The 19,340-nt window shown below is 76.1% G+C and carries 19 protein-coding genes; 3 read left to right on the top strand and 16 right to left on the bottom strand.

Features of this window, described 5'->3' with window-relative positions; translation table 11 throughout:
* Positions 1-3 precede the first annotated feature (3 nt).
* The 11 genes from H7K62_RS07710 to mca form a co-directional block, all read right to left on the bottom strand.
* Positions 4-222, bottom strand: coding sequence for a hypothetical protein (locus tag H7K62_RS07710; RefSeq protein ID WP_186717339.1), 219 nt, complete (start codon positions 220-222; stop codon positions 4-6).
* Positions 219-2,717, bottom strand: a complete 2,499-nt coding sequence (locus H7K62_RS07715) for a hypothetical protein (RefSeq protein WP_186717340.1) — start codon at positions 2,715-2,717, stop codon at positions 219-221. Before H7K62_RS07715 ends, H7K62_RS07710 begins: the two co-directional genes overlap by 4 nt.
* The gene (locus tag H7K62_RS07720) at positions 2,714-4,855 is read right to left on the bottom strand and encodes a glycosyltransferase (RefSeq protein ID WP_186717341.1); all 2,142 of its coding nucleotides are present in this window, start codon (positions 4,853-4,855) and stop codon (positions 2,714-2,716) included. The genes H7K62_RS07715 and H7K62_RS07720 overlap by 4 nt, the downstream gene beginning before the upstream one ends.
* 133 nt (positions 4,856-4,988) lie before the next feature.
* Complete coding sequence (locus H7K62_RS07725) at positions 4,989-5,195, bottom strand: hypothetical protein (RefSeq protein ID WP_186717342.1); 207 nt, start codon at positions 5,193-5,195, stop codon at positions 4,989-4,991.
* A 68-nt stretch (positions 5,196-5,263) separates the two neighbouring features.
* The gene (locus H7K62_RS07730; protein WP_186717343.1) at positions 5,264-6,160 is read right to left on the bottom strand and encodes an aggregation-promoting factor C-terminal-like domain-containing protein; all 897 of its coding nucleotides are present in this window, start codon (positions 6,158-6,160) and stop codon (positions 5,264-5,266) included.
* Between the two features lie 291 nt (positions 6,161-6,451).
* Entirely contained in the window at positions 6,452-7,801 is a 1,350-nt protein-coding gene (locus tag H7K62_RS07735) for a PhoH family protein (protein WP_370591664.1), read from the bottom strand.
* A gap of 104 nt (positions 7,802-7,905) precedes the next feature.
* The gene (locus H7K62_RS07740) at positions 7,906-8,682 is read right to left on the bottom strand and encodes an isoprenyl transferase (RefSeq protein ID WP_255479881.1); all 777 of its coding nucleotides are present in this window, start codon (positions 8,680-8,682) and stop codon (positions 7,906-7,908) included.
* A gap of 154 nt (positions 8,683-8,836) precedes the next feature.
* Positions 8,837-9,439 carry a hypothetical protein gene (locus H7K62_RS07745; protein ID WP_186717344.1) on the bottom strand — a complete coding sequence of 201 codons (603 nt, stop codon included), beginning with the start codon at positions 9,437-9,439 and terminating at the stop codon, positions 8,837-8,839.
* An 80-nt stretch (positions 9,440-9,519) separates the two neighbouring features.
* Positions 9,520-10,287 (bottom strand): LysM peptidoglycan-binding domain-containing protein, encoded by a 768-nt coding sequence (locus H7K62_RS07750; RefSeq protein WP_186717345.1) that lies wholly within the window; start codon positions 10,285-10,287, stop codon positions 9,520-9,522.
* A 59-nt stretch (positions 10,288-10,346) separates the two neighbouring features.
* Positions 10,347-10,772, bottom strand: a complete 426-nt coding sequence (locus H7K62_RS07755) for a hypothetical protein (RefSeq protein ID WP_186717346.1) — start codon at positions 10,770-10,772, stop codon at positions 10,347-10,349.
* Entirely contained in the window at positions 10,769-11,647 is an 879-nt protein-coding gene (gene mca, locus H7K62_RS07760) for a mycothiol conjugate amidase Mca (RefSeq protein ID WP_186717544.1), read from the bottom strand. The genes H7K62_RS07755 and mca overlap by 4 nt, the downstream gene beginning before the upstream one ends.
* 145 nt (positions 11,648-11,792) lie before the next feature.
* Here mca and H7K62_RS07765 point away from each other — a divergent pair, with 145 nt between their 5' ends.
* Positions 11,793-12,200, top strand: a complete 408-nt coding sequence (locus H7K62_RS07765; protein WP_186717347.1) for a DUF4307 domain-containing protein — start codon at positions 11,793-11,795, stop codon at positions 12,198-12,200.
* Positions 12,201-12,361: 161 nt separating this feature from the next.
* The gene (gene greA, locus H7K62_RS07770; protein WP_186717348.1) at positions 12,362-12,859 is read left to right on the top strand and encodes a transcription elongation factor GreA; all 498 of its coding nucleotides are present in this window, start codon (positions 12,362-12,364) and stop codon (positions 12,857-12,859) included.
* A gap of 70 nt (positions 12,860-12,929) precedes the next feature.
* On the opposite strand, the gene H7K62_RS07775 is transcribed toward greA, so the two are convergent.
* The 5 genes from H7K62_RS07775 to H7K62_RS07795 all read right to left on the bottom strand — a co-directional run bounded on the left by H7K62_RS07775 (position 12,930) and on the right by H7K62_RS07795 (position 18,519).
* The gene (locus H7K62_RS07775) at positions 12,930-13,733 is read right to left on the bottom strand and encodes an ABC transporter permease (protein ID WP_186717349.1); all 804 of its coding nucleotides are present in this window, start codon (positions 13,731-13,733) and stop codon (positions 12,930-12,932) included.
* A complete protein-coding gene (locus H7K62_RS07780; RefSeq protein ID WP_186717350.1) occupies positions 13,730-14,749 on the bottom strand; it encodes an ATP-binding cassette domain-containing protein in 1,020 nt (339 codons plus the stop codon). Before H7K62_RS07780 ends, H7K62_RS07775 begins: the two co-directional genes overlap by 4 nt.
* A gap of 69 nt (positions 14,750-14,818) precedes the next feature.
* Positions 14,819-16,045, bottom strand: a complete 1,227-nt coding sequence (ilvA, locus tag H7K62_RS07785) for a threonine ammonia-lyase (RefSeq protein WP_186717351.1) — start codon at positions 16,043-16,045, stop codon at positions 14,819-14,821.
* A gap of 4 nt (positions 16,046-16,049) precedes the next feature.
* Positions 16,050-17,324 carry an AI-2E family transporter gene (locus H7K62_RS07790; protein ID WP_186717352.1) on the bottom strand — a complete coding sequence of 425 codons (1,275 nt, stop codon included), beginning with the start codon at positions 17,322-17,324 and terminating at the stop codon, positions 16,050-16,052.
* Positions 17,325-17,346: 22 nt separating this feature from the next.
* Entirely contained in the window at positions 17,347-18,519 is a 1,173-nt protein-coding gene (locus H7K62_RS07795) for a cystathionine gamma-synthase (protein WP_186717353.1), read from the bottom strand.
* 117 nt (positions 18,520-18,636) lie between these two features.
* Between H7K62_RS07795 and msrA the strand changes: the two genes are divergently transcribed.
* Entirely contained in the window at positions 18,637-19,305 is a 669-nt protein-coding gene (msrA, locus tag H7K62_RS07800) for a peptide-methionine (S)-S-oxide reductase MsrA (protein WP_222437232.1), read from the top strand.
* Positions 19,306-19,340 lie beyond the last annotated feature (35 nt).

Here is a 19,340-nt window from a genome sequence, read left to right on the forward strand (position 1 = left end):
TGCTCACGAGACGGCCGCCAGGAGGCGCACCAGCGTGGCCACCACGGCCACGGCCGCGGCACCCGCGAGCGCCAGACCGAGCCCGCCGGGGCGGGAGGAGGTGGCGCCCCGGGACGTGCGCAGCTCGCGCAGCACCGAGGTGGTCACCACCAGGACCGCGGCCAGGCCCAGGGCGACCACGCTGACAGCGGTGCTGGGGCCGACGAGGGAGTGCAGGGTCACGAGGTGCCTCCGGGCAGGTCGGTGCGGCGCAGCAGCTGGACGTCGGGCTCGTCGACCTGGACCGCGTAGAGCCCGGAGGCCACCAGCTGCCGCTCGGCCTCGTCGAGCCACCCCGGCGGCTGCCCGTCGGCGTAGACGCCCTGGGCCTGCTGCGTGGGCGTGAGGAGGACGTAGTCGGGGCGCTGGGCGATGACGCAGGCCGCCGGCGCCTGCTCGCACGCCCCGGAGCCGTCGGTGGGCACGCCCACCTCGACGTCGCCGTCCAGGGTGCGGGCGGTCATGAGGTAGGGGGCGTTGCCGAGCGAGGCCACTCGGGTGCCCGCGGGCGCGGTGGCCAGCAGGTGGTCGGCCACTGCCAGCTCGGCGGTGCTGGTGCGCTCGAAGGAGGCGTTCAGCCCGCGGGTGGTGGTGGCCGCGACGCCGAAGACCACCACGGCCACCACGAGGACCCCCGTGGTGACCGGGCTCCGGCGCCGCGTGGCGCCGCTGCGGCCGGTGCGGCCCGCGGCCCCGCGGCGCTCGGTCAGCCGCTCACCACCACGCCGACCGGTGCCGTGACCGGTGCGGCGGCCGGTGCGCGCGGTGGCCGGAGCACCGTCCCCGGCGCGAGGGGCGCGGGCCAGGGCCCGGGCCCGCAGGGCCACCACGAGGCGCACCAGCGCCTCGGCGGCCAGCGGTGCCAGCAGCGGCGTGGCCAGCAGGAAGCACCGGATGACCACCTCGCCGCCGTAGCTCTGCACCGCCACGAGCCCGAACGGCAGGACGGCGAGGGCACCGACGAGCAGCGCACCGCGCCGGCCCCGCCGCAGCCACCAGCCGACGGCCGCCACGAGGGCCAGGGCCCCGGAGGTGGCGAGGCGGACCACCTGGCCGGCCTGGTGCAGCGGCACGTCGCCGACGCGAGCGGCGACGCCGCCCTCGACGGCCGCCGAGACCTGGCCGACGTCGCCGAGGAGGGAGGCGAGGTGCCCGGACCAGAAGCCCTCGGCCCCGAAGCTGAACCAGGCGGTGAAGCCGAGGCCCGCGACCAGCCACAGGGTGCGGAAGCGGGTGGCCCCGAGCGCCGTGACCACCACCAGGGCCCCGATGGCCACCAGCGGCGTGAGCTGGTGGGTGACGACCATGGCCAGCAGCACCAGCGCGAGCAGGGCCTCGGTGCCCCAGACCGCGGCGCGGGCGGTGCCGGCCGGCACGGCGGGCGTGGTGCGCCAGGCGCCCGCGAGCGCGCGCAGGCGCTGCCGCGCGGTGCCGGTGGCCGGGGCGGGCGCGACGGCCCGCCACCACCACAGGAGCACGGCCAGCACGGTGGTGAGCCACAGGACGGCCACCGCCTGGGGGGCGAAGTAGTCCTGCTGGTACCAGTCGCTGAGCACCACGAGGAAGAGCGCCAGCCAGGCGGTGACGGCGCGTCCCGTCACGGCGCGGGCGATGACGAACAGGGGCGCGAGCACGAGGGCGTCGAGGACGACGGGTGCCGGCGCCAGCAGCGCCGTCGCGTCGGGCAGGCCGCCCACGGCGACGACGTGGGAGGTGGCGGCGAAGAAGCCGGCCCAGCTCATGCGGGCGTCGAACGGCGGGGGCAGCACCCCGGTGGCGCTGATGAGGTCGGCGAAGCCGCGGTGCACCCACGCGGTGGGGGTGGACACCTCCCCGGTGGCGGCGCTGAGCAGCGACGTCTGCGAGACCACCACGAGCAGGAGGGCGGGGAGCAGCACCGCGGGGTCGGGTCGGCGTCCCAGGAGGCCGACGGCGACGACCGCGCCGGTCAGGGCGAAGCAGGCCAGCAGCGGCCAGCCGACGGCCTGCACCAGCCCGAGGTCACCGATGGCCGAGGTGTCGAGGGTGGCGGCCTGCAGCACGAAGAGGCCGGCGGCCAGGAGGGTCCCGGCCCAGCCGGCGAGCCGCCGGCGGACCCGGCTGCCGCTGGGGGTGCTGGGCACCGGCAGCGCGTCGCGCAGGGCCGGGCGCACCCGCGCCAGCAGGTGGCGCAGCGCGCCGGGGGCGGGCGCGGGACGCCGTGCCGCAGCCACCACCGCGAGCGCGGCGGAGACCGCGAGCACCAGCGACTCGGTGACCAGGGGGTGCCAGGCCCCGGCCAGCAGGGTGGCGAGGGCGAGGGCGACGGTGACGGCGAGGGAGGTGCTGGTGGCCAGGGCGGCGCCCAGCGCCCGCCCCGAGGGGCGCAGCAGGAGCACCAGCGGCGTGCCGGGCAGGCAGAGCGCGGCCAGCGACGCCACGGCGGCGCGCAGGGGCAGCGGCGCGGCGGCGGCGGCCCAGGCCGGGGCGGCGGGGCCGCCGGCCCACGCGACCAGCGCGGTGGCCAGGCACAGGGCCAGGGTGCCGACGACGAGGGTGCGCTCGAGCAGGCCGCGGGCGGCGGAGGCGGAGGCCTCGGAGCCGGTGCCCGCGCCCGCGGGAGCTCCCTCAGTCGCCGTCGCCGCCAGGGTCTGCGGGGGTGAGACCGCCGGCACGGGACCGGGTGCGAGCGCGCTCATGCCCGCGCCACCGCCACGGGGCGGCCGCGCAGCCCGGAGCCGGCGTCCGGTGCGGCCGCCCCGACGGCGGCGCGCCGCTGGACCGCCGCGCGCCGGCTCTGCAGGTAGCGCACGGGACCCTCGAGATAGCCGACCAGCTCGTGGCCGACCAGCGCCAGCGGCATCTCGGCGGGCTTCTTGGCGTTCTTGGTGGAGGTCGGCGCCAGCAGGGTCCACACCCCGCGGGGCACGCAGCCCAGCACGTCGCGGGCGGGCCGCCCGCCCCCCAGCACGATCTTGGTGAGGACGGCGGCCATGCCCACGCCGTAGCCGCGCATCTGCGAGCGCAGCGCCTCGTAGGTGTCGCGGTGGAAGTGGCGCACCACGGCCGTGGGGCTGTACACCGCCACCCGCCCGTCGAGGAGCACGCGGCGGAAGACGTCGAGGTCCTCCCCGCCCTGGGCGGGGCTGCCGGCGCCGAGGGCCTCGTCGAAGCCGCCCAGGGCGCGCAGCGCGCCGGTCCGGAAGACCATGTTGTTGCCGCTGCCGACCTCCCCGGCCGTGTAGGGGAAGAAGGCCGACCGGTGTCCGGGCTCGCCCAGGCCGGCGGGCACCGGCACGCCCTCCACCGCCCAGGTGGTCTGCACGACGCCCTTGTCGAAGACGCCCGCCTTCTCGAACCAGTCCTGCGCGGCCGTGGCGACCTCCGCGGCGAGCACCCGACCGGTGACCAGCGCCACCACCCCGGAGGGGTCGCGGCGCAGGACGGCGAGCAGCTCGGCGAGCCAGGTGGGGTCGGGCACCGCGTCGTCGTCGGTGTACGCCACCAGCGCCCCCCGGGCGGTGGCCAGGCCCGCGTTGCGGGCGGCGGACAGGCCCCGCACCGGCTGGGCCACCACGCGCAGGCGGGGGTCGGCGGCGAGGGCGGCTGCCGCGGGGTCGGCGAGCAGCGCGGTGACGCGTCCGGAGGCCGGGTCGTTGTCCACGAGCACCAGCTCCAGGTGCGGGTGGGTCTGCCCGAGCACGGCGGCGAGGGTGCCGATGAGGCGGGGGTCGCGTCCGAGCGTGCACACCACCACGCTGACCAGCTCGTCGGGTGCCACGCGGGCGTCCGGGGGCGACGCCGGGCGCGGGACGGCCGGCGTCGTCGTGCCGCGGCCCGGAGCCGCACCGCCCAGACCCTCCTCGCCGCCCGAGGCGGTCCTGCCGAGCGCGGCGCCGCGGCCGGCGAGGTACCCGGAGGCGGTGACGCCAAGACCCGCCACGAGGACCGCACCGCGAGCCAGCCCGCCGGCGTCGCCGCGGACCAGCGCGGCGGCCTCGCGGGCCACCGCGCGGGGCAGCACGCGGGCCACGTAGCCGCGCTCGCTGCTCAGGGCGGCCTCGGAGCCCGCGGCCCGGGCCACCTGCGCCTTGGAGCGGCCCTCGTGCCAGCAGCGGGAGAGCAGGTAGCGCAGGCGCTGGCGCGCGGCGGGGACGGTGTGGTCGACGGCGAAGGCGGTGGCGCGCGGCGAGCGGGCGCCCGGGATCTCGGCGCGCACCCGGATGCCCATGAGGGTCTCCTCGCAGCCCACCGGCAGCGTGCCGACGCGGCCGAGCTCGGTGGAGAAGCCCCCGGCCGCGGCCAGGGCCGTGCGCCGCACGGCCATGCAGGCGCCGATGGGGTTGCGGACGGGCTCGCCGTCGGCGGGGAGCCCCTCGTAGTCGCAGCCGACCACCCAGCCGAACTCGGCGGGGAACCAGCGCGGCGCCCGGCCGCCCTCCCAGGCGGCGTGGACGGCGCCCGCCACCACGGCGACCGCGGGGTCGGCCGCCACCGCGCGCAGGCCGGCGAGCCAGCCCGGGCGCGGCAGGGCGTCGTCGTCGAGGAAGACCAGCACCTCCGCGGACGTGGCGGCGACACCGGTGTTGCGGGCCCCGGACAGGCCGCGGGGTCCCGAGCTCTCGACCACGGTGACGCCCTCGGGCACGGTGAGGGCCAGCTCGGCGGCCAGCGCGGGAGCGTGGTCGACCACGAGGACCACCTCGTCGGCGGGACCGTCGCACTGCCGGCGGGCCTCGGCGACGGCCGCGAGCACGGAGGCCGTGCGCAGCGGCGTGTAGGCGCAGACGACCACGGCGACGGTCGGGAGGGCCGTCGCGTCGGGGGCGTGGGTCACACGAGCTCCTCGGGTCCTCGAGGAGGCCGCGCCGGTCGATCACCGGCGTCGTGACGACCGCCCTCCCCCGGTACTGCGGCAGACCGGGAGATCACCTGAACCCGCAGGGCCGGCGCGGGAGCCCCTCAGCGCGTCAACGACCCGATCGGCGCAAGAGCCGGACCACGCCGTCCAGTGCGCGCGCGACCTTGCCGGACTGGCGGGCGTACCCCCCGGCGCGCCGGTCGACGAAGGCCTCGCAGTCGCACAGGGCGCAGTCCGCACCGCGGCGGTAGTGCTCGTGGGCGTCGCGCTGGTGCTCGCAGCGCGCGCAGGGGGCTGTCGTGCGGGCGTCGCTCACCGCTGCAACCTACGGCAGCGGTGGACCCTCCGGAGGCCGCTCGAGGGCCAGGCCGCCCGGGTGGCGGCTCAGTACCAGTCGTAGGACTGGCTGTGCGCCCAGGCGCCGCACGGCGTCCCGTAGGAGCTGGCGATGTAGTCCAGGCCCCACGCGATCTGCACGCGCGGGTCGGTCTGCCAGCCCGCGCCGTGGGAGGCCATCTTGTCCCCGGGCAGGGACTGCGGGATGCCGTACGCGTCGGAGGTCGGGTTGTCGGCGGACCACCGCCAGCCGGACTCCTTGGTCCAGAGGCGGTCCAGGCAGGAGAACTGCTCGGCGCCCCAGCCGTGCTGGGCGACCATCGGGACGGCCACGGCCCGCGGGTCGGCCTGGGCGGCGGCGAGCTGCGCGGCGGCCTCCTCGGCGGCGCGCTGGGCCTGCGCGGCGGCCACCGCCTCTCGGGCCTGGTCGGCCGACACCTGGGAGGCCGCGGCGGCGCGCGCGGCGTCCGCGTCGTCGGCGTCCGCCTGGACCACCAGCTCCTGCACCCGCTGCTGCGCCTGCGCGACCGGGTCGGAGGGGTCCGCGGGCTGGGGCTGGGCCGCCGGGGGCTGCGCCGCGTCGGGCTGGGCGGCGGCGAGGCGGTCCTCGCTGCGGCTGGCGGACCCGCCGCGCTCGCTCACCAGCTCGGCCTGCAGCGCGACGACGTCGGAGGACGGCTGCCCCGCCGCCGACGCCGGCTCCCCCGCGGCCGCGCCGGTGACCGATCCCGCCGAGCGCCACACCTGCGCCACCTGCTGCGCGACGAGGTCGCGGTGGGCGGCGGCAGCCGCCTCCTCCTTGGCCGGCCCGACCAGGGAACCGCCGGTCACGGTGAGCGCCACGGCTCCCGCGGCGGCCAGTCCCGCGGTGACGCGCAGCGGGACGGACGCCGGGCGTCGGGCCTCCTGCGCTCGGTGGGCACGACGACGGCGGGGCTGGGGCACTCAGGACCTTCCGGGGGGCGCACCTCGCACGCGGCGCGCAGGAGTGCCCCGGGTGGTCCGCTGGGACCCGGGGGAAGAGCGGGCCTGGTGCGAGGACGCGGGGTCAGGGGGCCGGTGCCGGCGCGGTGGCAGGCAGGCTCCCGGGAGACCCGGAGCGCTGTCGTGGACCGACAGTGCCATCCGGGTGCCCGTTCTGTCCAGGTTCAACCACCCTCGCCCGTCCGGGTGACCGGGGCCGGGACGCAGGGTGACCTGCTCACCCCGCCCCGTGAGGACGGGGTGAGGGGTGCGTCACACCTCCAGGACGTCCATCATCTCGGTGACGAGGGCCGCTACCGGGGACCGCTCGGAGCGGGTCAGCGTGACGTGGCCGAACAGCGGGTGGCCCTTGAGCGCCTCGATGACCGCGGCGACGCCGTCGTGGCGCCCCACGCGGAGGTTGTCGCGCTGGGCGACGTCGTGGGTGAGCACCACGCGCGAGTTCTGCCCGATGCGCGACAGCACCGTCAGCAGCACGTTGCGCTCCAGGGACTGCGCCTCGTCCACCACGACGTACGCGTCGTGGAGGCTGCGACCGCGGATGTGGGTCAGGGGCAGCACCTCGAGCAGCCCGCGCGCCATGACCTCCTCCACCACGGCGGGGCTGACCAGCGCCCCGAGGGTGTCGAAGACGGCCTGGGCCCAGGGGTTCATCTTCTCGGCCTCGGAGCCCGGCAGGTAGCCCAGCTCCTGGCCCCCGACGGCGTACAGCGGCCGGAAGACCATGACCTTGCGGTGCTGGCGGCGCTCCATGACGGCCTCCAGCCCGGCGCACAGCGCCAGCGCCGACTTGCCGGTGCCGGCGCGGCCGCCCAGCGACACGATCCCCACCGACGGGTCCAGCAGCAGGTCGATGGCGATCCGCTGCTCGGCGCTGCGGCCGTGGACGCCGAAGACCTCGCGGTCGCCCTTGACCAGGTGCACCTGCTTGTCGGCGCCGACCCGGCCCAGGGCGGACCCGCGCGGCGAGAGCAGCACGAGGCCGGTGTGGCAGGGCAGGTCGCGCGCGGGCTCGAGGTCGAGCGAGCCGCCGTCGTACAGCTCCTGGACCTGCTCGGTGGTGGCGTCCACCTCCACCACACCGGTCCAGCCGGTGTCGACGGGTCCGGAGGCCACGTACTCCTCGGCGTCCAGCCCCACCGCGGAGGCCTTGACGCGCATGGGGAGGTCCTTGCTGACCACGGTGACGCGACGGCCCTCGGCGGCCAGGTTGGCGGCCACGGACAGGATGCGCGTGTCGGCGTCCCCGAGGCGGAAGCCGTCCGGCAGGCCCGCCGGGTCGGTGTGGTTGAGCTCCACCACCAGCGTGCCGCCGGCCTCGCCGACCGGCACCGGCGCGTCGAGCCGGCCGTGCTCGACGCGCAGGTCGTCCAGGAGGCGCAGGGCCGCGCGGGCGAAGTAGCCCAGCTCGCTGTGGTGGCGCTTGCCCTCCAGCTCGGTGATGACCACCACCGGCAGCACCACCTCGTGCTCCGCGAAGCGCAGCAGGGCCTTGGGATCGGCCAGCAGCACGGAGGTGTCGAGCACGAAGGTCCGCACGGTCGGCGCCGTCGAGGGCACCGGCGAGGAGACGGACTGCTGGACGGCCGAAGCGTCGCTCACGGAGCCGACGCTAACCCCCGGGGCCGACAGCGCGCGGGAGGACGGCGAGGAACGCCCGCCCGGGTGAGGGTGCTGCACCGCCTCGGACGAGCCTCGGACGAGCCTCAGCTGCCGTAGCGGCGCTCGCGCTGCTCGTAGGCGCGCAGCGCCCGCAGGAAGTCGACCCTGCGGAAGTCCGGCCAGTAGGCCTCGCAGAAGTAGTACTCGCTGTGCGCGCTCTGCCACAGCAGGAAGCCCGACAGCCGCTGCTCGCCCGACGTGCGGATGACGAGGTCCGGGTCCGGCTGCCCCGCGGTGTAGAGGTGCTCGGCGATGTGCTCGACGTCGAGCACCTCCACCAGCTCCTCCAGGGTCGTGCCCCGCGCCGCGTGCTCGGACAGCAGGGAGCGGACGGCGTCGGCGATCTCGCGGCGACCGCCGTAGCCGACGGCCACGTTGACGTGCAGCCCGGCGTGGCTCGCGGTGGCCTTCGCGGCCTCCTCCACGGTGCAGCGCGTGCTGGCCGGCAGCAGGTCGAGCGCGCCCACGGGGTGGACGCGCCAGCGTCCGTCGCGGGCGAGCCGCTCCACCGTGTCCTCGATGATCGCCAGCAGCGGCTCCAGCTCGGCCGGGGGCCGGGTGAGGTTGTCGGTGGAGAGCATCCACAGCGTGACCACCTGCACGCCCGCCTGCTCGCACCACTCGGTGAGCTCGAGCACCTTGTCCGCCCCGGCCTGGTGCCCCGAGCGGGTCTCGAACCCGGACGCCTTCGCCCAGCGGCGGTTGCCGTCGAGGATCACGCCCACGTGACGCGGGGCGCGCGCCGGGTCCACCGACGTGGCCAGCCGCCGCTCGTAGCCCCGCTCGAGCACCGCCCGGACCGGGGCCCGCAGCGCCCTCAGGCGCGGCGCGACCCACTGCCGAGCGCGCTGCGCCCCGAGGCGCGCGCGGGTGCGCACCCCGTGCTCCGCTGCGACCACGACCGCCTCCTGTCCGACCGCGACGAGCCTAGGTGGTCCCCGCACGCGCGCTCACCCTGCGTGCTGCCCGGGGCCGTCAGTACAGGGACATCTTCTGGATGCTGACGGTGAAGCCGTGCTGGGTCTTGGCGTTCTCGCACGTCATACCGGTGTTCTTGTCGCTCTTGCACGTCAGCGGCTCCAGCGTGATCGACGAGCCCCACTCCAGGGTGGGCGCCGTCTTGTCCGCGATGGTGTCGCCCACGCACAGGGGCGCCGCGTCTCCGCCGCCGACGCCCACGCTGCCGAACTTCCCGCCGCCCCCGCCCCAGGTCCCCGCGCAACCGCCCGGCGGCTCCGAGGCAGGCCACTGCTGCGTGACCAGGTCGCAGCGCGCGTACGGGTCGGCCCCCTGCACCGGGGAGAGGTAGCAGGAGATGTTGCCGGTGGGCGACCTGAAGGTGGTCATCGAGGTGACCACGGTGCTGGTGGGCGACCCGCTGGGCGCCGGTCCCGACGAGGAGGGCGCCGCTGGCGCCGCCGCGGCGCTCGCGGTGGCACCGCCCTGCGGCGCCTGGCCGCCGCTGCACCCGGCCAGCAGGCCGCCGACCAGCAGCGCTCCCCCGGCCATCGCGGCGGCCACCAGCGGCCGGCGGCGGCGGGAGAGGGGGCGAGGGGCGGTGCGGGCGGGCCTGGTCACCGTCCCATCGTGGGCCAGCGGGCAGCGCGGCACGGCGGGATCCGGTCATCTCCCGGCCCTGGCGCCGGGGAGCCGGGGGGTCACGAGCAGCTGCGCAGCACCAGGCCGGGACGCACGAGGTCGGGGTCGGCGCCCACCGCCGCGGTGTTCTGGGCGTACAGGGCGCGCCAGCGCGCGTCGACGGCGGCGGCGCTCGCCCCCTCCCCCAGCTGGGCCTCAGCGAGCGACCACAGGGAGTCGCCCGGGGCCACCACCAGCTCGCAGACGACGCCGGAGGCCTGCTCGCTCGGCAGCTGCGCCGGCGAAGCCGGCGGCACACCCGTCGACGACGCCGAGGGAGCGGGCTCGGAGGCAGGCCCCGACGCGGAGGCCGAGGGCGACGACGGTGACGACGACGCAGACGACGACGAGGAGGACGACGACGGCGGGTCGCTGGGCGTCACCGCGGCCGTGGGCTCCGTCCCGCCGGCGGTCGCGCCGGCAGCGCCGGCGGCGTCGTCACCGCGGGCCAGCACCAGCACCACGAGGGCGGGGGCGGCCGACAGCACGGCCAGCAGCACCAAGCCGGTGAGCGGCACGAGCGCCGCTCGCCCGGGCGTGGTGGAGGTGCTGGGGGCCCCGGCCACCGGGACGCGCACCACCACCTGCGGCGGCACCGGGGGGCGCAGCGCCGCGAGGCTGGCCAGCACCACGGCCGCCAGGAGGCCCACGACGGCCATCAGGCCGGTCAGCCGCAGCGCCAGCAGCCAGCCGCCGCTGAGCGCGTCGGCCCGCCAGGCGACCAGCGCGACGAGCACGAGCAGCGCCACCGCAGCACCTCCGGCGATGCGCCATGCCCGTGCGTCCACGCCACCTCCGTGCTCACCACCGCTCACCCCGCCGGGCGGTGCCCGGCAGGGTCGTCACTCTAGGTGCGCGAGGAGCCCGAGGTGCCCGGTTCGTGCGGGTCTGCCCCGGGCCGGCGCGGCCCGTCCAGCCACTCACCCGGGACCACGTCGGGCCCCGGGGGCAGCCCCGCGCCGCGGCGCGCGTCGTCGTCGTCGCCCTCCGGAGCGTCGAGGGAGCGGTCGCGCAGCTGCTCCTCGCGGGCCCGGGCGGCGGCCTCCTCCACCGCGGCGCGGTGGCGGATCCGCCGCATGCGGTGCACGAGGTTGATGATGAGCAGGATCGAGACGAACACCACCGCGGCGGTGGCCAGGAAGCCGATGACGCCGGGCGTCACCGTGTTCGGGTCCAGCTGGCGCGGGCCCCCCGTGGGCGCGGGGACCGGGTTGGGCCCCAGGCCGCCCAGGAGCACGTCCCCGGTGAGCCGGGAGCCCAGGAGCGGGCTCACGCGGCGCTGCCGGCTGCCAGGTGCTCGCGGACCCCCGTGAACAGGTCGTCCTCGACGTCGCCGTCGACGCGCGCGGGCAGGGCCACGCGCGAGCGGGCCAGCTCGAAGTCCTCCGTCGGCCACAGCCGGGCCTCGAGGTCGCGGCCCGCGGCGAACCAGAAGCCGTCCGGGTCGATCTGGGTGGCGTGGGCGAGCAGGGCGGCGTCCCGCTGGGCGAAGAAGTCCGCGACCGGCACGCGCGTGGTGACCGGGCGCTCCTCGCGCTCCTCCCACCGCTTCATCCACTCCGTGTACGGAGACTCGCCGCGCTCGCGCAGGAGGTGCTCGTGGATGGCGAGGATCCGGCCGCGCGACATGGTGTTGTAGTAGAGCTTCAGCGGCTCCCAGGGCTCGCCCTCGCCGGGGTAGGCGCCGGGGTCGCCCGCGGCGTCGAACGCCGCCACCGAGACCTTGTGGCACATGATGTGGTCGGGGTGGGGGTAGCCGCCGTTCTCGTCGTACGTCGTCATGACGTGCGGCTTGAACCGGCGGACCAGGCGGACCAGGGCCTCGGCGGCCACGTGCACGGGCTCCAGGGCGAAGCAGCCGTCCGGCAGCGGCGGCAGCGGGTCGCCCTCGGGCAGGCCCGAGTCGACGAAGCCCAGCCACTCGTGCTGCACGCCGAGGGCGGCGGCGGCCGCGGCCATCTCCTCGCGGCGGACCTGGGAGATGTCGCGCAGGACGCGCGGGTCGTCGGCGAGCTGCGGGTTGAGGATCGAGCCGCGCTCACCGCCGGTGCAGCTGACCACCAGCACCTCGACGCCCTCGCTGACGTAGCGGGCGCAGGTGGCGGCGCCCTTGCTCGACTCGTCGTCGGGGTGGGCGTGGACGGCCATGAGCCGCAGCGGCTCGGCGTGGCGGGGCAGGGGACTGCTCACAGGAGGTGACCTCCGGGCGGGTGGGTGGGGGACAATCATCTCGCACGCCCGTCCCCGGCACCCGCCGCACCCGCCTCCCTCGTCCTCGCAGGAGCACCCGACCGTGACCAGCGCCCCGCAGTCCGCGCCCACCCGGCCCGCCGGCCGGTACGGGACGCGCGGCCCGCTGCGACGGCGGCTGCGGCTGGTGGTCTCGGTGGTGCTGGGCCTCGCGCTGGCCGCGTGGGCGGTGTGGGCCGGCCTGGGCAGCGCCTCCTCGCACGTCCAGGCGTCCGAGCAGAGCTACCAGGTGGTGGACGACGCCACCACCGTCGTCGTCTTCAGCGTCGCCAAGCCGGCGGACGCGTCGGTCGTGTGCCGGGTGCAGGCGCTCAGCTCCACCGCCGCCGTGGTCGGCCTGCAGGAGGTCCCCGTCGGCGCCGCCGACGGCGCGGCGAGCGTCCACACGGTCACCGTGAAGACGCAGCAGAGGGCCGTCACGGGCGTCGTCGACGACTGCGTCCCCGCCTGAGCACGCGGGCTGGCGCGCGAGGCCGCGCGCTCACCGCTGGTAACCTCGCCGTTTCTGCTCCCCGCCGACGCAGAGCCGACGCCGGCCGACGCCGGCCGACGCGCCCGGCCATCGCCGTCCTGGTGGTGGAGCACAGCCCTGAGACCGACCGAGGAGGACCGGTGACCGACACCACGCCCGCCACCACCTGGCTGACGCAGGAGGCCTACGACCGCCTCCAGGCCGAGCACGCCCACCTGACCGGCCCGGGCCGGACCGAGATCACCCAGCGCATCGACGCCGCCCGCCAGGAGGGCGACCTCAAGGAGAACGGCGGCTACCACGCCGCCAAGGACGAGCAGGGGAAGATGGAGGCCCGCATCCGCCAGCTCGAGCAGCTGCTGCGCGAGGCGCAGGTCGGCCAGGCCCCTGCCGCCGCGGACGGCGTGGTCGCCCCGGGCACCGTGGTCTCCGCCACCGTGAACGGCAGCATGAAGATGCGCTTCCTGCTCGGCAGCCGCGAGGCCGTGGGCACCACCGACCTCGACGTGTACAGCGAGAAGTCGCCCATCGGCTCGGCGGTGCTGGGCAAGAAGAAGGGCGACTCGGCCAGCTACACCGCGCCGAACGGCAAGGAGCTCTCCGTGGTCGTGGACGACGTCGAGGCCTACGCCGGCTGACGCCCCCGCCGCACCCCAGAGGCGCCCCACCCCGCTCCGGGGTGGGGCGCCTCTGGCGTGGACGACGTGGTCAGCGAGCGGCAGACCGCTTGAACTGCCGCGTGGCCAGCGGCAGGAACACCGCCACGAGCACCACCGACCAGATCAGCGTGTAGAGGGCCGCGTGCTGCAGCGGCCACGCACCGGAGCCACCGCTCAGCGACGGGTTGCCGAACAGGTCGCGGCTGGCCTGCGTCACCGCCGACACGGGGTTCCAGTCCGCGATGACGCGCAGCACCGCCGGGAAGTTGTTCGTGGGCACGAAGGTGTTGGCGATGAACGTGATCGGGAAGATCACGATGAAGCTGACGTTGTTGAACACCTCGGGGCTGCGCACCACGAGCCCGACCAGCGCCATGACCCACGAGCAGGCGTACGCGAACAGGAGCAGGAGGGCGAAGCCCGCCAGCGCCTCCAGCGGCGAGGTGGTGATGCGCCAGCCGACCGCCAGGCCGGTCGCCGTCATGATGAGGATGACGAGCACGTTGGTGACCACGTCGGAGCTGGTGCGGCCCACGAGCACCGCCGACGGCGCGATGGGCAGCGACCGGAACCTGTCGATGATGCCCTTCTGCATGTCGTCGGCCAGGCCGCTGCCGGTCACCGTGGCTCCGAAGATCACGGTCTGGGCGAAGATGCCCGGCACGAGGAACTCCGCGTAGCTGGTCCCCGCGGGCACCGGGATGGCGCTGCCGAAGACGAAGACGAACAGCAGGATGAACATGATCGGCGAGATGAGCGTGCCGACCAGGAGGTCCGGCACGCGGCGCACCTTGATGAGGTTGCGCTGGGCGATGGTCGCCCCGTCGCTGATGGCCGACCCGAGTGCGCTCACGACCGCACCTCCACCTTCTGCTCGTCGGCCCCGGCGGCCTCGTCGGTGCGCTTGCCGGTGAGGGTCAGGAACACGTCGTCCATGGTCGGGCGGCGGGTGCCGGCGTCGGACAGGTGCACGCCGCGCTCCTCCAGCTGCGCCAGCAGCCGGACGAGCACCGCCGCGCCGCCCTCGACGGGCGCGGTGAGCCGCCGCGTGTGCTGCTCGACCTCCACCTCTCCCACGGCCACGGCGGCCAGCAGGGAGCGGACGGTCTCGAGGTGGGCGGCGTCGTCGACGACGAGCTCCACCCGCTCCCCTCCGACCTGGGCCTTGAGCTGGTCGGAGGTGCCGCGGGCGATGGCGCGCCCGTGGTCGATGACCACGATGTCGTCCGCGAGCAGGTCGGCCTCCTCGAGGTACTGGGTGGTCAGCACCACCGTGGTGCCGCCGCGGACCATGCCCTGCAGCAGCTCCCACATGTCGGCGCGGCTGCGCGGGTCGAGCCCGGTGGTGGGCTCGTCCAGGAACAGCACCGGCGGGTGGTTGACCAGCGCGCCGGCCAGGTCGAGCCGGCGCCGCATCCCGCCGGAGTAGCCCTTCACCGGGCGGTCCGCCGCGTCTGTGAGGCTGAACAGCTCCAGGAGCTCGCGGGCGCGCTCCGCCGCTCGCCGGCCCCCCTGGTGGTAGAGCTTGCCGACCATCCGCAGGTTCTCGAAGCCGGTGAGGTACTCGTCCACCGCGGCGTACTGCCCCGAGACGCCGATCCTGCGCCGGACCTCCTGGGGGTCTCGCAGCACGTCCACCCCCGCCACGTGCGCCTCGCCGGCGTCGGGCGCGAGGAGCGTGGTGAGGATCCGCACCGTGGTGGTCTTGCCGGCGCCGTTGGGCCCGAGCAGGCCCAGCACGGTGCCCTCGGGCACGTCCAGGTCGACGCCGTCGAGGGCGCGCGTCACCCCGCCGCCCCGCCCCGGCTTCCCGTAGGTCTTCACCAGGCCCCTGGCCCGCACCGCGAGCCCCTGGCCGCCGCCCGTCACGTCCGCGTCCCCGTCACGAGCAGCACGCTAGGGGCGTCCACCGACACCCGGCGCCCCGGACGCGCCCGTTCAGCCGACGTGCACCTCGTAGCCGGCGCGGCGCAGCGCCGCCACCACCCCCTCGGCGTGCGCGGGGCCCTGCGTCTGCAGGCGCAGGTCCACCTCGACCTCGTCCACCGCGGCGCGCTCGGAGGTCCGCCCGTGGCCCACGTCGCTGACGTCGGCCCCGACCTCCGCCACGAGCGCGAGCAGCGCCGCGAGCGCCCCCGGCCGGTCGGGCACGCGGCGCACGGTCAGGGTGAGGAAGCGCCCCGCGGCGGCCATGCCGTGGCGGATGACGCGCATGAGGAGCAGCGGGTCGACGTTGCCCCCGGAGACCACCACGCCCACGGGCGGCTCGAAGGCGGTGGGGTCGGCGAGCAGCGCGGCCACCCCCACCGCGCCCCCGGGCTCCACCACCAGCTTGGCCCGCTCGAGCATGAGCAGGAGCGCGCGGGAGACGTCCTCCTCGGTGACGGTGACGACGTCGGACGGCGAGAGCAGCGCCTGCACCACCCCGAAGGGCACGTCGCCGGGACGGGCGACGGCGATGCCGTCGGCCATGGTGGACATCCGCGCCAGCGGCACCGGGTGCCCGGCCGCCAGCGAGCCCGGCCACGCCGCGGCCTGCGCCGCCTGCACCCCCACCACGCGGACCCCGGGCGCGACGCCCGAGAGCGCGGCGGCCACCCCGGCGAGCAGCCCGCCGCCGCCCAGGCACACCAGCACCGTGCGCAGGCCAGCCACCTGCTCGGCCAGCTCCAGGCCCACCGTCCCCTGCCCGGCCACCACGTCGGGGTGGTCGAAGGGGTGCACGAGCACCGCCCCGGTGCGCTCGACGTGCTCGCGCGCGGCCACCAGGGCCTCGTCCACGGTGGTCCCGGCCAGCTCCACGCGGGCGCCGTAGCGGCCCGTCGCCTCGAGCTTGGGCAACGACGCCCCGACCGGCATGAACACGGTGGCGGGGGCGCCCAGCGCGCGGGCGGCGATCGCCACGCCCTGCGCGTGGTTGCCGGCGCTGGCGGCCACCAGGCCCCGCCGGAGCTCGGCGTCGGACAGGCGCGCCGCGCGGACGTAGGCGCCGCGGACCTTGAACGACCCGCCGCGCTGGAGGTTCTCGCACTTGAGGTGGACCGGCCCGCCCACGAGGTCGCTGAGGGCCCGGCTGCGCACCACCGGGGTGCGCCGGACCACCCCCTCGAGCAGCGGGCGCGCCGCCAGCACGTCCTGCGGCCCCACCGGCGGCACGAGCGTCACCCGGTCACCGAGCGCCGTCGTCCCCGGCGCGCGCGTCCAGCCGCCCGGGAGCGGGCGGCTCGCCCTCCTCGCGGGCCTGGCGGGCGGCGACCTCGTCCGCGTCACGGCGCTCCGCGTCGGACGTGGCTTCCTCGCCCTCGCCCTCGTCGTCGTCGTGGAAGTGCTGGACGAGGCCCTTCGGCAGCGCCGCGTCGCCCCTCACCAGGTAGACGACCACCGTGTTGGCCACGGCGATGATCGGGACGGCGAAGAGCACGCCGGGGATGCCGGCGAGGGTGGCGCCGGCGGCGATGGCCACGAAGACGGCCAGCGGGTGCACCGAGACGGCCTTGCCCAGCAGGAACGGCTGCAGCACGTGGCTCTCGAGCTGCTGCACGAGCAGCACCACGCCGAGCATCAGCAGCGCCTTGACGGGACCGACGGCCACCAGGCCCACGAGCACCGCGACGGCGCCCGTGACCACGGCGCCGACGATCGGCACGAACGCGCCGAGGAAGACGAGCACGGCCAGCGGCACCGCCAGCGGGATGCCCAGGATGAACGCCCCCAGGCCGATCCCGACGGCGTCGACGGCCGCCACGATGATCGTGGCCCGCACGTAGGAGGTCAGCGTGACCCAGCCGCGGTGCATGGCGGCGTCGAACGGCGCCTCGGCGGGGGCCGGCAGCAGCCGCACCAGCCAGGACCAGACGCGGCGGCCGTCCCAGGTGAGGAAGATCGTGAAGAAGAGCACGAGGAAGGACCCGGTGAGCACCGTGGCCGCCGTGCCGCCCACCGCCACGGCGCCGTTGACCAGCGACTGGCTGTTCTGCTGCAGCGCCGAGCGGGCCTGGGTGATGTAGTCGTTGATCTGGCCGCTCGACAGGCCCAGAGGGCCGTTGGACAGCCACGTCTGCAGCTGGGTGATGCCCTGGGACGCGGACGCGGCGAGGTCGTCGAAGCCGGAGGCGATCTGGGTGACCACCAGCGTGAAGAGCCCGACGATGAGGGCGATGCCCAGCAGCAGGCTCACGAGGGTCGCGACGACGCGGGGCCACCCGTGCCGGTCGAGGAAGTCGACGAACGGCACGAGCAGCGCCACGAGCAGCAGCGCCACGAACAGCGCCGTGGTGAGCTCGGAGAAGTACGCCAGCACCTGCCCGAGCCCGTAGAGGACCGCGGCGACGACGACGATGCGCCACGCCCACGCCCCGGCCACGCGCACCGGGAACGGGACGGCGTCGGCCGCCTCCCGGTGCGGGCGCGGCGTGCGGGTCAGTCGGCTCTGGGTGGGAGGCACGCCCGCCAGTGTGGCGGGGCCGTCAGCCGAGTGCGCGGTCGAGGTCCCCGATCAGGTCGTCGAGGTCCTCGAGTCCCACGGACAGGCGAACCAGGTCGTCCGGGACCTCCAGCGCCGAGCCCGCCACCGACGCGTGCGTCATGGCGGCCGGGTGCTCGATGAGGGACTCCACGCCGCCGAGGGACTCGGCGAGGGTGAAGACCTGCGCGCGCTCGCACACCCGCAGCGCCTTCTCGCGCGAGCCCACGCGGAAGCTCACCATGCCGCCGCCGCGGCGCATCTGCTTCGCGGCGACGTCGTGGCCGGGGTGTCCGGCCAAGCCGGGGTGCAGCACCGTGGTGACGCCGGGGTGCTCGGACAGCCACGCCGCGACGGCCTCGGCGGAGTCGCAGTGGCGCTCCATCCGCACGGCCAGGGTCTTGAGCCCGCGCAGCACCAGCCACGCGTCGAACGGACCGGCGACGGCGCCCATGGCGTTCTGGTGGAAGCCGACGGCCTCGGCCACGGCCTCGAGGTGGTCGCCCTGGCCGACCACCAGCGCGCCGCCGACCACGTCGGAGTGGCCGCCGCAGTACTTGGTGGTCGAGTGGACGACGACGTCCGCGCCGAGGGACAGCGGCTGCTGCAGGTAGGGGGTGGCGAAGGTGTTGTCGACGGCGAGCAGCGCCCCGGCCTCGTGCGCGACGGCCGCGAGCGCGCCGATGTCGCCGACCGTCAGCAGCGGGTTGGTGGGCGTCTCGGCCCAGACGAGCTTGGTGCGGCCGGGCTGCACGGCGGCGGCCACGGCGTCGGCGTCGGAGATGTCGGCGGGGGTGTGCTCCACCCCCCAGCGGCCCAGCACGCGGGCGATGAGGCGGTAGGTGCCGCCGTAGGCGTCGTCGGGGACCACGACGTGGTCGCCCGGGGTCAGCACCGAGCGCAGCAGCGTGTCCTCGGCGGCCAGGCCGGAGGCGAACGCGTACGCGGAGCGACCGCCCTCCAGCGAGGCCAGGCACTCCTGGAGGGCGTCGCGGGTGGGGCTGGCGGAGCGGGAGTACTCGTAGCCCGAGCGCAGCCCGCCGACGCCGTCCTGCTTGTAGGTGGTGGACACGCTGATCGACGGGATGACCGCGCCGGTGCGCGGGTCGGGCTCGGAGCCCGCGTGGATCGCGCGCGTGGAGAAACCGCTGCCGGACCAGTCGTGCTGCTCGCTCACGCGCCCGAGGCTACGGCCCCTGCGCCGTCGTCGTCCTCGGCGCCGGCCGCAGCGGGATGGATCGCGCGCGACGCGGCGTTGAGGAGAGCAGTACCCGAACGTCTGGAGGAACCGCGCATGGCCCTGTTCGGCAGCTCGCTGAAGTCCCGCATGGTGACCCGCGAGGAGGCGCTGCCCGGCCGCGACGTCCGCCCGTACCCCGTCCCGACCCACCACGCGGTGCTCGGCACGCCGCTGGAGGGCCCGTGGCCCGAGGGCACCCAGGTGCTCTACGTGGCGATGGGCTGCTTCTGGGGCGCCGAGCGCACGTTCTGGCGCCAGCCGGGCGTCGTGACCACGTCGGTCGGCTACACGGGCGGCTTCACGCCCAACCCCTGGTACGAGGAGACCGTCACGGGGCGCACCGGCCACACCGAGGCCGTGATGGTGGCCTACGACCCGTCGCTGACCTCAGCGGAGGCGCTGCTCAAGGTGTTCTGGGAGTCGCACGACCCGTCCCAGGTGAACCGCCAGGGCAACGACGTCGGCACCACGTACCGCTCGGCGGTCTACTGGACCACCGAGGAGCAGCGCGAGGCGGTGGAGCGCACCAAGGCCGCGTTCGAGCCGAAGCTGCGCGAGGCCGGGTACGGCCCGGTGGCCACGGAGCTGCGGTCCGCGGCGGACGCCGGCCCCTACTACCTCGCCGAGGACTACCACCAGCAGTACCTGCACAAGGTGCCGAACGGCTACTGCGGCCTGGGCGGCACGGGCGTGTCCTGCCCGGTGGGCGTCGTCGGCGCCTGACCGCTCCGCTCTTCTGGCTCAGGGTGGCCCTGGTC

The sequence above is a fragment of the Quadrisphaera sp. RL12-1S genome (assembly GCF_014270065.1).
GTDB lineage: Bacteria > Actinomycetota > Actinomycetes > Actinomycetales > Quadrisphaeraceae > Quadrisphaera.

Coding starts and splice junctions, on each gene's coding strand:
- msrA (WP_222437232.1), top strand. CDS start 18,637: ATGGCCCTGTTCGGCAGCTCGCTGAAGTCCCGCATGGTGACCCGCGAG.
- mca (WP_186717544.1), bottom strand. CDS start 11,647: ATGGCCGTCCACGCCCACCCCGACGACGAGTCGAGCAAGGGCGCCGCC.
- H7K62_RS07715 (WP_186717340.1), bottom strand. CDS start 2,717: ATGAGCGCGCTCGCACCCGGTCCCGTGCCGGCGGTCTCACCCCCGCAG.